A 13667-nucleotide genomic window follows, 5' to 3' on the forward strand; every position below is an offset into this window, starting at 1 on the left:
TTACATATAAAACATATTTATTTCAATGAAAACAATCAAAAGGCCATTTAGTCTGAAGCAAGAATTTAAGTACATTCATCCCTAACTTCAAAAAAAATTCGTACCTTTAATTATTAGTTATTATTCTTAAATAAATCATACTTTCGTTGGTAATTACCAAACAACTTGATCCAACGCTTACCGACTAATAATAGTAGAACGGCTGTAAAGATGGCATGAACGACATCGAAATAAAAACTTGCCGCTAAAGAAGTTAAAACGCTCTGCCAACTGATTGGATTCACAAAACCAATAATGTAATAAATGTCCATGATCCAACCCATGATAAAGCCCGATAAGAAACCCCAGAGGACTAACTTCCAAGTCGCGATATCCTTTTTCAACATCAATCCTGATACCAATCCAATTAGCCCTAAAGCAAACATTTGCCAGGGTGTCCAAGCACCTTGACCAAAGTACATATTTGACGTTAACGCGATAATTGTTCCCATCAGAAAGCCAGTCTCTGGTCCACTGACGATAGCTCCTAGAATTAAAATAAATAGTTCTGGTTTAACTGCAGGAATAGCTGCAAAGATGATCCTTCCTACAACTGCTAAAGCACAGATAATAGCAATAAAAACAATCTCCCGTGAAGTATGCGGTGATTTTTCAAACTTCCAGAAATAAATACCTAAAGTTAAAATCAAAAATCCGAAAGAAAACAGTAAATAATTCTTACTTGAAAAAACAGCCATTAAAACTAGCACTAAAATTGCTAAAACTAATAAAGAAATTGATTTACGATTCACGTTGTCTAATATCCTCCCACGATAAGGCTAATGGAAAAGTTTCCCTTAGTGCCTTATTTATTTCCGTCGTATAGAAAAATTTATCTTTAAAAAATGCTGTTGGTGTTGCAAATTGACTGATTTTTCCATCAAACATCATTGCTACTTGTTCGAAAAATCTTGCTGCAAATAGTAAATCATGACTATTCACAAACACCGTTCCACCAGTATTCTGAAACCGATTCAACATCTGCCCCAACTCTAATTTTTTATTGGGATCTAATCCCTTAGTCGGTTCATCCAAAAATAATATTTGAGGGTTCTTAATGAAGCCTAGTGCCAATGCAAAAAACTCCTGTTGCCCGCCGCTCAAATCATAAGGACTCGTCTTTTCTAAACCAGTTAGAGAAAATTTATCTAACACTGCTTCAAGAGTAGTGTCACGCTTGCTTAACTGCAATTGATAATTAATTTCCTCAGCCACTGTATCCTTCATGAACAAAATAGCCGGATTCTGCGGTAAAACAAAAACCTTCTGATAGAAATCACTTTGGATTTTATGACCATCAAATAGAATTTTACCTGATTGGGGTTTTAATTGTTGTGTCATCGCTTTTAATAGCGTAGTCTTTCCCATTCCATTAGGACCTATAACACAATAAGACTGCCCTCTTTTCAGCTCAAAACTGATATTGTTGATAATCTGTGGACCATTGAAGTCAAATCGAAAATTTAGATGCTTGATCTCAAAAATATCTTCAGCGGAATTGTCGATCACAATTTTACGAGGAACACACTTTAACGATGCCCTGTTCTGATTTATCAGGAGTCCAACTTTCTTATTGCTCAAAGGTAATTGTTCATCCGTAGACAAGTTCAACTCCAAAATCAAACGGTCAACTTGGGTCAAGTAATTTTTGAGGTGAGGATTTTGATAGATATCACGCAACCCCGTATCCACTGGTGCATCCTCAATCAAACTACCTTTCTCCATGACTAACAGTCTGTTGGCATAATGGATTGCACGGTCAATCTCATGTTCAACCAACAATACTGTCACATTCAATTCTTCGTTGATTTTATGTACCATCTGCAATAATTTTTCAGCCGCAATTGGATCTAATTGTGAAGTCGGTTCATCTAGCAATAATACTTTTGGTTTCAAAATTAAAGCACTAGCTAAATTAACTAACTGTTTTTGCCCACCAGACAGATGTTTTTCATTGATATCGAGTAAATCAATAATACCTAAGTAACTGGCAATTTCCGTAATCCGCAATTGAATTTCATTTTGATTGCAGCCTTGGTTATCTAAAACAAACTTCAATTCGTCCCTTGGTGTCTCCATGACCATTTGATTATCAACAAACTGCGACACATAGGCAAAATTATTATTGTTCAGTGACAAGTCAGTCACCAATTCACCTGACAAAATTTTTCCAACAGCTAAATCAGCTAGCATTTGCTTCAATAAGGTACTTTTACCGCTACCAGTTTCACCAATCAACACAATGAAATCGCCTATTTGGACAGAGAAATTCAGATCTTTTAACGATACTTTCTGACTGTTGTTGTATTTGAAGCTGTAATCTTTGAAATGTAAAATTTCCACCATAAGTAATTTACCCCTCCAAATATAACTGGTAATAAAATCAAAATCACATTAATTAAAAGTAAAATAATTTCTGAATTAGTAAAAATCAATTGAACATCGATTGAACCTAAATTAATGATACCAACTTTGCCAATCGCCATCACAATATCAGCCACTAAACCTGACACCATCAAACCTGACAATAAGAAATCAGCACCTCTGTACTCCGTTTTACCAATACTCTTTTGATGATTATTGAAACCACGCAAAATTAATGTGTCCGAAACATTCATAAAACTAGCAATAGCTTTATTCAAAATAATCTCCATTAAATTCATCGTCGATTTCAACTTGGATTGTGGCACTTTGTCTGTAGTTTGAAACTTTCTAATTGCTTTTGTTTCATTGTAAATTTGAATGATTCGCGGAATGAATTGAATCGTCAAAATAAAAATCAACGCTACATTTTTTAACAGACTAGATAACAACTCAAAGACTGTTTTTACTCGAACCAGGGCATTATAAATATAAAAAGCCCACAACAAATTTACAAAAGATAGACCTAAAACAATGCCATTAAGAAGTGATTCCTGTGTAAGCTGAAATGAATAGAAATTCCAAAGTACATCCTCACCACGCTGATTTAAAATCAAATTAAATATAAAAGTCACAATAAAGATTACGTAAGAAAACTTAAAATATGTTTTTATTTTCTCACGACTAACCAAAATGGCCATAAAGATTAAGGCAACTAAATTAATCAGAGAAATAATTGGACTATTAAAGAGCAGCGATATCAGAATAATACCAAGCAAATAGATGAAAATTGTCACACTGTTAGTTCTTTTTTGAAAGTTCAAAATCAACTTATTCATCATTGCCTGCTCCTTTCTCAATATTCCTATTTTAACTTATTCACGAAAAAAATCTATTTGATTCATTTAGTTTTTATTTGTTATAATTGAAATCGTTGTACAAAATGAGGAGGAAGATTATGAAAAAAATAACAGCATTTCTACTGTCATTATTAATGTTACTAGGGGTATTTGCTCCAGTGACTGCAACAACTGTTCAAGCCAAATCTACTAAGAACATCAAAGTTACTTATACTTTGAAGAAAAATAAAAAACAGTTGGCTAAGAAAACTATCACATTGAAAAAGAATGCCACTGTTACCGATGGTCTAAAGAAGGGCTGGAAAGTTACTGACAAAGGTGGTTTTATCTCAGCTATCGACGGTCACAAACAAAATAACAAGAAGAAAATTTACTGGACATTCACTGTTAATGGCAAACAAGTTAACGTTTCAGCTGACAAAAAGAAATTACACAACAAAGACAAAGTTGTTTTCAAATTATCAAAATATAATGGTTAATGATTAAATTAAAATATGAGATAAGGATAAATCAAATATCCTTATCTCATATTTTTTTGCATAAATAAGTAATTTATTAAGTTAAGTTTTTCTTAACAAAAGCAATAGTTTTCTTCAATTATATTAAATAGTGCTATTTTATACTTGAATAATATATTCGGAGGAATTAATTATGAATAAAAAGAAAATTGTTTTAGCCTCGACACTTGCCGTTTTATTAGCCCCATCTGTCCTTAATAATTTACCCACAAATCAAACCGTTCATGCTGCTAATACCCAACTAATTGGAACCGTTAGGCGTGGTGGTGCTGCCACTGTTGATGCCAATGGTAATTACGTTCGTGGTGGTTACTTGGGGAATTTCACTTCATGGAGATTAAGCCAAAGAATTACTATCGGTGGTAATCCTTACTATGAAGTCGCAACCAATCAATATGTTGATGCCACAGCTATGAATATCAGCAATGGTAATCAAGTACTCAACCCAGTTCAAAAAGAAGTTTCCTATGTTAATGCTGTTAAAACTATTACTGATAATAATGCCACTGTGGTCAACAACAATGGTTACAGCTTGGGTGTTACCCTTCCTAATGGCACCTCATGGAAAGTTGATCAATACAAAGTTATCAATGGTTACCCATACTACCGTGTTGCTACCAACGAATGGGTCAAAGCTTTAAACTTCACTTCTGATTACAATGGTACAAGTAACACTAACAATACTGTTGCTAATACTAGTGCTCAAAAAGTCATCACTCTCCGTACTAATTCAGTCATCTACAATGGCTTAGGTCAGAACACTGGTAGAACTTTACCAACTAACACTTCTTGGAAAGTAGCTCAAGAAAAAACTATCAACGGTCATCAATATTACCAAGTAGCTACAAACGAATGGATTCTAGCTACCGAAGATAAAAACACTTCTATCTTCAGTAACGGTACTGCCACTGGTACTTTAGCTAAGAATGTTCAACTATATAACACTTCTTCAAATTCGATGACTAGATCACTTTCTGCTGCTACTTCTTGGAAGATTTCTAGCGTTGTAGAAAATAGTGCTGGTTACTATTTTGCTCAAGTATCTAACAATGAATGGATTCCATTAGGCGGATCAGTCTTCAATGATGGGCTCCTTCAACAAGAGTTAGCTAACTCAGCTACTTATGAACCAAGCTTTGCTATCAGTCTTTTCAAATAATAATTACAAAAAAATAAGGCAGCCGCTTTGGCTGTCTTTATTTATGTTCAATTTTTTCTTGAAGCTTATGATTATTTAATACATCTGCACAGTAGAAAGCTCGGTTTTTATACAATCGTTGTTTTTCCTTATCGTCTCCTGCTTGATAAACTAAATAAAGATTATAATTCAGTTCATCTAAAAAATAGGACAAGTGATTGTCATTGGCAAATTTCAAACCACGTTCGGAAATACTTTTAGCAAAATCAAATTGTTTTATTTTTAAGTATGCTTTACCTACCATTTTAGCAAGAAAAATTATTTCTAATCCACTAGCATTATTAACATTAAGATTCTCTCTCAAAGAACTACTAATCAAACCGAGATAGTAATCGGCTTCGTCGAAATGTTCTTGACGATAATATATCTTACCTTTGAATAAATATGACATCAAAGTATAAATATTATCTTCATCAGTCTTAGTCTCTCGTAAAACTTTATCAAAATGGAAAGAACTCAATTCATAATTTCCAATATTAAACTTCACGACACCAAGAATAAAGTCACATTGTGCCCGATCCTTAGCCTTAATTTTATCTTGAATTAAAGCAATTTTATCTTCGATCGAATCCAAATTACCTAACAGAACATCTTTTTCGATGTCATTCAAAATAAAAGTTTGTTCAGGTTTGGAATCGCTGGAAAATTCACTAAAAACATCATTCAAAGAAAGATCCAAACGCTGACAGATTTTTATCAAGACATCCATTTGAGGTGTCATATTATGCTTTTCCATTTTGCTAATAGTATTTTGATTACACAAACCATTAGCCAAGTCACTTTGAGTTAGGTTCAAACTACGTCGCTTATCGTAAATTACTGATCCTAAGAACACATCTCTACCTCACTAATTATTATTACAAGTTAATATAATTGTACCATTTGAAATTATATTTTACCTTTTAACGTAATTTCTTTATGTTTAACTTTTTACAATTTTTACCAGTCATCAGTCTCCCTGGAATTAATTCAGGATTCTAAAATTAAGTGAGGAAAATTCAAATTGGAACATTTTACAACGCCTTCTTGGTTAATCCTTGATTTTTCTAATTCTTTATTAATCTATTTATCAATATTCTTGTTGATTCCAAATCTGCGTACGAAAAAAAATATAATCTTATCCTTCACTTTAAGCCTTATATTCACTTTTATCGATCTTTATTTTTCTAATGCTTCAATATTTCTCATAGCTTTCACATATTGGTTATTTTTTAGAAAAATAAAACAAAAAACAAACCCTTTAATCAAAATCATTTTACTACTACTATCGTTTCTTCTAAGTACGATTACTCAAGGAATAGCAAGTTATTTTGTTATACAGGTATTTAAATTAGATTTTAGTACCTATTCATATAGTTCATTACTAGCAACTTGGATTGAAGTCAATATTTGAGACAGGTTTTAAGAGACATTCAGAACCGCGTTTACCTTCCACAGCTCAAATAAATCATTAATCGTGATTAATAACTTATTTGAACCCTGGAAAGCATTAAATCAGGCGGCCATTTGGCTCGCAAGTGTTGCGATTTCAACTTGTAAGGGGGTCTGGTAGCCCAGTGAACTATGAATTCTCTTCCTATTGTAGAAAGCATGCACATATTCAAAAAGGACAGCAGCGGCAGTTTCATAATTCTCAAAGACCGGCACTGGATAAACACATTCCTTTTTGAGGGAAGCATGAAAAGATTCCATTGGTGCATTATCGTATGGACACCCCTTACGGCTGTAAGAGTGGCGGATATGTAGTTCTGTTAACCGTTGGTTGTAATCATCGCTGGTGTACTGTGATCCTAAGTCTGTGTGGATAATCAGGTCCCCAGTAATGGTTCGATTTTTAACCGCGCTTTCCAGGGTCTTTAAGACTAAATCAGTATCCATCTTTTTTGAGAATGAATAGCCGATAATTCGTCTTGAGTGCAGATCCATGATGGTTGATAAGTAACACCAGCCATTACGCTTCGTTTGAATATAGGTCATATCAGCGGTCCATTTTTGATTTAAACCAGTGGTCGAGAAATCCTGCTTAAGCAAGTTGGGACGCTGTTCAACCTTGGTTTTGGAAGCCGAAGCCGCTTTCCATTTATTGACGGTAACGGAGTGGATATCCAGTTCCTTCATGAGCCGGGAAATCCGTCTTGGGCTGCACCGACGCTGCAGTGGTTGAAGTTCCAGATTCAATTCATGGTGGATCTTCATAACACCGTATCGCTGCTTAAATTCCGCAAAGATCCGCAGAATCCGTTGTTTTAAGTCCGCATCTTCGGCCCGGCGTTTTGAAGGCTTTGGGGATCGATAACGATAATACTGAGCTCTGGAAACACCGAGGATTCGGCACATCTTAGTTACCTGGTGGTGATGGCTTTCTTGGTGAATGTAATCAAAAATATTGGTTACTTCTGCGCAAGGAAGCCCAGGGCTTTTTTTAGGATTTCGTTCTCCTCAGACAGGGAAGCCAGCCGCTTTTCCATCGCTTTAATTTCGTCTGGCGATTTACCGGATTGAGTTTTGGCTTGGCCCTGGATCCACTTATGAACGGTTGAATAGCCAATGCCATATTCTCTGGCCAGTTGGGCAGCTGATTCGCCTTGCTTATATAGGTTGATGATGTTTTGTTTGAATTCTTTGTCGTAACGAGTTGGCATGTAAAAATTCCTTCCTTTTGAGAGACGATTTATTCATTATACCCTCTCTTAAAAGTTGTCTCAGGAATCAGCTTACATCCAAACAATTCCTAAGCTACTTTGTAGAACAGTTCAAACAGGGGTGGTCTCCAGATATAATCGCAGGTAGATCACGTGTCGATGGGTTATTCTTTAAAGATGAAATGGTATCAACTACCACTCTTTATAAGTACATCGATGAACAACGTTTAGAGATACGTAATATAGACTTAACCGACAAAATGAATAGATCTACCAAGCTACACGTTTCGAAGAAACATAAGCGTCTATTGGGTAGAAGTATCGAGGAACGTCCTGAGAGCGTTGACTTGCGAGAAGATTTTGGTGACTTTGAAATTGATACTATCGTTGGTAAGAGAAATGGTCACGAGAGCGTAGTCTTAACACTTATTGAGCGTAAATCCAGATTCGAGATAATGCGACTTATTGACGGTAGAGATGCCGACTCTGTTGATTACGCTATGGAAGAGATCAAACATAATTACGGTCACATTATCAACTCGATAACCGCAGATAATGGTCCTGAATTTGCTAATCTCGATTCTGTTATGTCTGGAGTTTCAGATGTTTATTTTGCACATCCATATACTTCCTCAGAAAGAGGAACCAATGAAGCACATAATAGAATGATTCGTCGTGACTTGCCCAAAGGGCTGTCACTCGATTCTATTGCTCCAGATTTAGTATCCTCTATTGAATCAAAGCTCAATGATATGCCTAGAAAGTTGTTGAACTACAAAACTCCACGGGAACTATTCACTAGTTTCTGTGGAGTTTAGAAATGCACTTTTCTGGCACTGATATATTTCGTATTTATTTTTTGGACAAGTGGCTAACTTGTTCTTGTAATTTTCGTATAATTTCGATATTGATCAAATCAATTATTTTGAATCCTTAGAACATACAACCAATGTGTTTCTTCATGCTGTTAATCAGAATATTGAATTTCCCGATACTTTAAAAGCTATTTCTCACAAAGTACCTTATTTCTACCGTGCCCATAAAAGTTTATTGATCAATCCTAATAACACTCAGTCTATTAATAAGAAGGAACGAAAAATCTATTTCAAGGATGGTTCCTCTTGCGATATATCAAGAAGAAGATTGGTTGATTTTTCTCGAGAACATCCAAATTTAATTAAAAGATAACAAGAGAGGCTGTGACATAAGTCTCAAAAAATAAAAGCTGATGAATGAGATTCTTATTTCATTCATCAGCTTTTTCTGTATCATTATATAAAAAAAGAGAAGATACCTCGCACGCATCTTCCCAAAATTTATCACTCCAAAAGGAGATCAAAAACCATGAATAATTATAACATAGACCAAATGACATTAAGTATTCCTTTAGATTACAAACCAAAAGAAAATCATCCAGCTAGATTTATCAACGATCTTGTCGAATCGCTTAATATTGAAAAAGTCTATTCTAGCGGGAGGCCGCGAGAATATGACTTACGTGCAATGCTAAAATTGATACTTTTTGCGTACTCTCGCAGTGTAATGACTAGCAGAAAGATTGAAGAATTTGCTGAAGAAAATATCGTTGCTAGATGGCTTACACAATATCAAGTTCCCTCATATAGAACCATATGTAGATTTAGAATTTCAGATGAGATTGAAACTTTACTTGATGATAGCTTGACGAATTTAACTAGTGTTTTAAAACAAAATGGTCTGATTGATGAAGTGTCCTTTATTGATGGTACGAAAATATTGGCAGATGCCAATAAATTTTCGTTCGTTTGGAAAAAGAATACCATCAGATTCGATGATATGAATAAATCTCAAATTCAAAACTTATTGTCCGAAATAAACGAGGTACGATTAGGTATCGTCGAAAATCCTTCGGATCTTTCTGACGATGCTCTAGAGGAAGTACAAATAAAACTTGAATTACATCTTGAAGATTTAAACGCCAGAATAGAAGCTAATCCTAAAAAATCTCCTAATCCTGATAAACAAGAACGCCGAAAATTAAAATCATATTCCCGAAAACTTGATAACCGTATTGATAAAAAATCTGAACACGAAAAACAGATGAAGAAATTCGATAAAAGAAATAGTTATGCTAAAAGTGATGAAGACGCAACATTTATGAGAGTCAAGGAAGATCCCATGCTGAATGGTCAATTAAAACCTGCATACAATGTTCAGATAGCCACTAGTAATCAATTCATTACAGGTGTTGGAATGTTTCAAAATCCAACTGATACAAGAACATTGATACCATTTATAAAACAGCTTGAAGAGAACCATACGCTTGGCGACGTGATCGTCGCCGATGCGGGATATGGTTCTGAAAGTAACTATCAATTTTTAGATGATAACTATAAGAAATACGTTATTCCGTACTCTACTATGCTCAAAGAGAATTCAAAGAAATGGAAAACAGATGAAAAGAAGGTAATGAATTGGAATTACTACGAAGACGATGATTATTATATAAATCCTCAAGGTGTCCGTTTCAGTTTTAATGCATATCGAATAAGAACTGATAAATATGGATTTAAACGTTACTTTAAAGAATATATTTCCGAGATATTTGATGATGATCACAATAGGATTCCTCAGGCGTTCACGCCTGGTGGGAATCGTAAAAGAATATACATCAATCCTTCATTGGAATATTTTAAAGCTAGCATGAGAAGTAAACTTTCGATTCCCCAATATGCTGATATTTATGCACGTAGAAAAAATGACGTGGAACCAGTCTTCGGAAATATGAAGGCTTGTTTAGGTTTCAAAAGATTCCATGTTAAAGGATTGAATAAAGTTAAAAAAGAAATGATGATCGTAGTAATGGCATTGAATATCAGGAAACTGGTATCAATGTCATTTTTTATTTGTATTTTTAGAGAACAAAAAAGTTCGATGTGGAATTTTTTCAAATTCGCATCGAACTTTTAAGATAAAGAGACTGTTTTGTCACAGCCTCTTTTTTGTTATCTTTTAAAATACTTTTAAAATATTTTAAAAATACTATTTTATTATAATATTCTTTGTAGTAATATACTTCTTATAAATAAATTTGTAAGGGGATTTATAACAATGTATAAAAAAGTAAAATTATACAGTTCTATTGCTTTGGTCGGATTAGCACTAAGCTCTACAGTTACTTCTACAGCTGTCAGTGCCGCAACATCAGGAAATGTGAATAATAATGATACTCAAAAAACTACTGCCGTTGCCGATGACAGTAGTAAAAAGGAAAGCACTACATCTTACGTAGTTCAAAAGAATGTTTCTGATGACAATTCATCTGATAATACTTCTTCAGATACTTCTGTAAAATCTGATAAAACCACTACTGACACAAACAAGGCTGATAGTGATAAAGATTCAGATAAGGTAGCTAACAAAGACGCTGTTTCTACTAATAACCAACTTGGACCTGGATACTACAATGCAGGTTTCAATCTAAATTCATGGGTACTTCCTTCATTAGCAGATTCAAACTTTCTATCTCAAATAAAGGCTGGAGCAATTGAAGGTTGGACAAAATATAAGATTCTTCCTTCACTAACTGCTGCTCAAGCTGTTTTGGAATCAGGTAATGGTACTAGTGCACTTTCAAGAGCACCTTTCAACAACCTATTTGGTATCAAAGGAACTCCTGGTAAGGCTTGGAGAACCGCTGAACAAGATTCTTACGGTAATACTTACTACATAACAGCAACATTCCGTATTTACCCATCATTTAAGGAAAGTATTGAAGACCATAATGCATTATTAGGTACATCTGCAAGATACAGAAATTTGGTTGGTGTTAAAGATTATACTGTTGCTACAGCAAGAGTAAAAGCTGATGGCTATGCCACTGCAACTAACTATGCTTCTGCCTTAAACAACATTATCGTTTCTGATGGTTTAACAAATTGGGATAAAGAAGCCTTTAACGAATCAGATTACCCTCATAAGGCCGTAGATGTTTCAGTTATTACTATTAAGACTGTTCAAAACCCTGGTGTCTTTGCATATAACTCAAATGGGAATGCTGTAAGCGGATCTAATGGTGTATTTACAAATGGTAGTAAATGGAAGACTGCTGGTACTAAAGTTATCAACAATCAAGAAATGTTTGAAGTTGCCACAAACGAATACGTTCCTATTAAGGACACAACTGTTGGTGCAAACGGTGTTGTTACAATCAATTACAACTCTGGTTACGGAGTAATGGGATACCACCTAAATGGTTCACCAATTTCTGGTAGTAATTCTACATTTAAGACTGGAACTTCTTGGGCTACAGATGGTGCTGCTACAATTAATGGTCAAGTCATGTATAGAGTTGCCACTGATGAATATGTTCCAAAGGAATATACACAATTTGGTAACGAAAAATAATATTTATTAAGTATACAAAAATACTCGTGAAGAATAATAATTCTCACGAGCTTTTTTGTGTTTATATATTTTGGATATAAATTTATACGTAAAAAAGTCCAATTGCTTCTATATAATAATAGAGACAATTGGATTTTTTGATTAAGCCAAACTAGCTTTCGGCAAAATATTAATAATGTATAGCAAGATAACGAAGACTACGAACAATCCGTACATAATTGGATTAATTTCTTTTCTCTTACCTGCAGCTAACATTGTAATTGGATAAACTAGGAATCCGAAAGCAATTCCGTATGAAATATTATATGTTAGTGGCATACCAACGATTGTTAAGAATGCTGGTAGCGCAATTTCGAATCTATCCCATTGAATTCCACGCATTGATTGTGCCATCAAAGTACCAACGATGATTAGTACTGGCGCTGTAACGTTACCTGTTACAACTGACAATAATGGTGAGAAGAACATTGATAATGCGAACAATACTCCGACGGTAATTGATGTTAACCCAGTTCTACCACCCACGGCAATACCGGCTGATGATTCAACATAAGCTGTTGGAGGAGTTGTTCCAAAGACGGCACCACTGACCATTGAGATAGAATCGGCCATCAAAGCATGACCAATTCTTGGCATTTTACCATCTTTGTCTTGCATGACATCAACTTGTTCAGCTAATCCAATCAAAGTACCAGCAGTATCAAAGAAAGCTACTAATAGGAAGATAATAACAACGGCCCACAATTGAGGTTCCTTGATATCAACAATATGTGCCACACCAACACCAAAGGTTGGCTTCAAACTAGGTATTCCTGAAATAATATGTGCTGGTGCTGGAATTAGTTTTGTTACTAAACCAGCAACTGTTGTGAAGACCATTCCGATAAAAATTGATCCTGGAACTTTACGCGCCATTAAAATTGCTGTAACTAATAATCCGGCAATCGTTAGTAATGTAGTTGGATTAGTAAATGATCCAATCGCAACAAGTGAATCTTTACTTGCTGTAATCAATCCCCCACCTTGTAAACCAACGAAGGCAATGAAAATACCTAAACCGGATGCAACCGCCAACTTCAAATCCTTAGGAATTGCGTTGATAACCACTTCACGAATCTTCATCAATGAAAGTACTAAGAAAATCAAACTGGCAACGAATACCCCAGCCATCGCTGTTTGCCAAGGAATACCCATCGCAATAACAACTGAATAACTAAAGAAGGCATTATCACCTAAACCTGGGGCAATGGCAATCGGATAATTAGCCAAAATTCCCATTAAAACTGAACCAACTACAGCGGTTAATGCAGTAGCTGTGAATAGTGATCCTTTGTTCATCCCTGAGTCTCCCAAAACCTGAGGATTAACAAACAAAATATAAGCCATTGAAACGAAAGTAGTTAAACCGGCTAAAATCTCTCGTCTAACGTTCGTCTTGGCTTCTTCCAAGTGAAACAAGCGCTCAAGCAAGCTCAAGTTTCCCCTATTATCTAATGAATTCAATATAATTCGCCCCTTGTAAAATAATAAACTTTTGAGAACTCATATAGTATTACAGATTTTAAGCACTTTTTCAAGCTAAATAAAAACTTTTATATAGTTTTTCATCAATATTGTTCGTATTCAGTAATAATTTTATTTATTTATACTATTGATAAACATA

13 protein-coding genes are annotated in these 13667 nt (G+C 34.7%); 6 read left to right on the forward strand and 7 right to left on the reverse strand.

Features of this window, described 5'->3' with window-relative positions:
• Positions 1–113: 113 nt before the first annotated feature.
• The 3 genes from ACI6PB_RS08815 to ACI6PB_RS08825 are packed head-to-tail and all read right to left on the reverse strand — an operon-like array spanning position 114 to position 3242.
• Entirely contained in the window at positions 114–791 is a 678-nt protein-coding gene (locus tag ACI6PB_RS08815; protein WP_056955978.1) for an ECF transporter S component, read from the reverse strand.
• Entirely contained in the window at positions 781–2385 is a 1605-nt protein-coding gene (locus tag ACI6PB_RS08820) for an ABC transporter ATP-binding protein (RefSeq protein ID WP_404327317.1), read from the reverse strand. The genes ACI6PB_RS08815 and ACI6PB_RS08820 overlap by 11 nt, the downstream gene beginning before the upstream one ends.
• Positions 2319–3242, reverse strand: coding sequence for an energy-coupling factor transporter transmembrane component T (locus ACI6PB_RS08825; protein ID WP_404327318.1), 924 nt, complete (start codon positions 3240–3242; stop codon positions 2319–2321). Before ACI6PB_RS08825 ends, ACI6PB_RS08820 begins: the two co-directional genes overlap by 67 nt.
• A 116-nt stretch (positions 3243–3358) precedes the next feature.
• On the opposite strand from ACI6PB_RS08825, the gene ACI6PB_RS08830 reads away from it, so the two are divergent.
• A complete protein-coding gene (locus ACI6PB_RS08830) occupies positions 3359–3739 on the forward strand; it encodes a DUF4430 domain-containing protein (RefSeq protein ID WP_051564168.1) in 381 nt (126 codons plus the stop codon).
• A gap of 172 nt (positions 3740–3911) precedes the next feature.
• Positions 3912–4937, forward strand: coding sequence for an SLAP domain-containing protein (locus tag ACI6PB_RS08835; RefSeq protein ID WP_025085155.1), 1026 nt, complete (start codon positions 3912–3914; stop codon positions 4935–4937).
• Between the two features lie 37 nt (positions 4938–4974).
• Here the strand turns inward: ACI6PB_RS08835 and ACI6PB_RS08840 are convergent, their stop codons facing one another.
• The 3 genes from ACI6PB_RS08840 to ACI6PB_RS08850 all read right to left on the reverse strand — a co-directional run bounded on the left by ACI6PB_RS08840 (position 4975) and on the right by ACI6PB_RS08850 (position 7618).
• A complete protein-coding gene (locus ACI6PB_RS08840; RefSeq protein WP_025085154.1) occupies positions 4975–5811 on the reverse strand; it encodes a helix-turn-helix transcriptional regulator in 837 nt (278 codons plus the stop codon).
• Between the two features lie 659 nt (positions 5812–6470).
• A complete protein-coding gene (locus ACI6PB_RS08845) occupies positions 6471–7361 on the reverse strand; it encodes an IS3 family transposase (RefSeq protein WP_309511209.1) in 891 nt (296 codons plus the stop codon).
• A 5-nt stretch (positions 7362–7366) separates the two neighbouring features.
• A complete protein-coding gene (locus ACI6PB_RS08850) occupies positions 7367–7618 on the reverse strand; it encodes an IS3 family transposase (protein ID WP_002816285.1) in 252 nt (83 codons plus the stop codon).
• A gap of 17 nt (positions 7619–7635) precedes the next feature.
• Here ACI6PB_RS08850 and ACI6PB_RS08855 point away from each other — a divergent pair, with 17 nt between their 5' ends.
• From ACI6PB_RS08855 to ACI6PB_RS08870, 4 genes are all read left to right on the forward strand, one after another.
• A complete protein-coding gene (locus ACI6PB_RS08855; protein ID WP_404327319.1) occupies positions 7636–8436 on the forward strand; it encodes an IS30 family transposase in 801 nt (266 codons plus the stop codon).
• An 88-nt stretch (positions 8437–8524) separates the two neighbouring features.
• On the forward strand, positions 8525–8806 hold the full coding sequence (locus tag ACI6PB_RS08860) for a LytTR family DNA-binding domain-containing protein (RefSeq protein ID WP_404327975.1): 282 nt from the start codon (positions 8525–8527) through the stop codon (positions 8804–8806).
• A 156-nt stretch (positions 8807–8962) separates the two neighbouring features.
• Positions 8963–10567, forward strand: coding sequence for an IS1182 family transposase (locus ACI6PB_RS08865; RefSeq protein ID WP_025086411.1), 1605 nt, complete (start codon positions 8963–8965; stop codon positions 10565–10567).
• Positions 10568–10708: 141 nt separating this feature from the next.
• Positions 10709–12004, forward strand: coding sequence for a glycoside hydrolase family 73 protein (locus ACI6PB_RS08870; protein WP_404327320.1), 1296 nt, complete (start codon positions 10709–10711; stop codon positions 12002–12004).
• 141 nt (positions 12005–12145) lie between these two features.
• Here the strand turns inward: ACI6PB_RS08870 and ACI6PB_RS08875 are convergent, their stop codons facing one another.
• Positions 12146–13510 (reverse strand): NCS2 family permease, encoded by a 1365-nt coding sequence (locus ACI6PB_RS08875; RefSeq protein WP_404280433.1) that lies wholly within the window; start codon positions 13508–13510, stop codon positions 12146–12148.
• Between the last annotated feature and the right edge of the window lie 157 nt (positions 13511–13667).

It is taken from the genome of Companilactobacillus paralimentarius, from assembly GCF_963227125.1.
Taxonomy (GTDB): domain Bacteria; phylum Bacillota; class Bacilli; order Lactobacillales; family Lactobacillaceae; genus Companilactobacillus; species Companilactobacillus paralimentarius.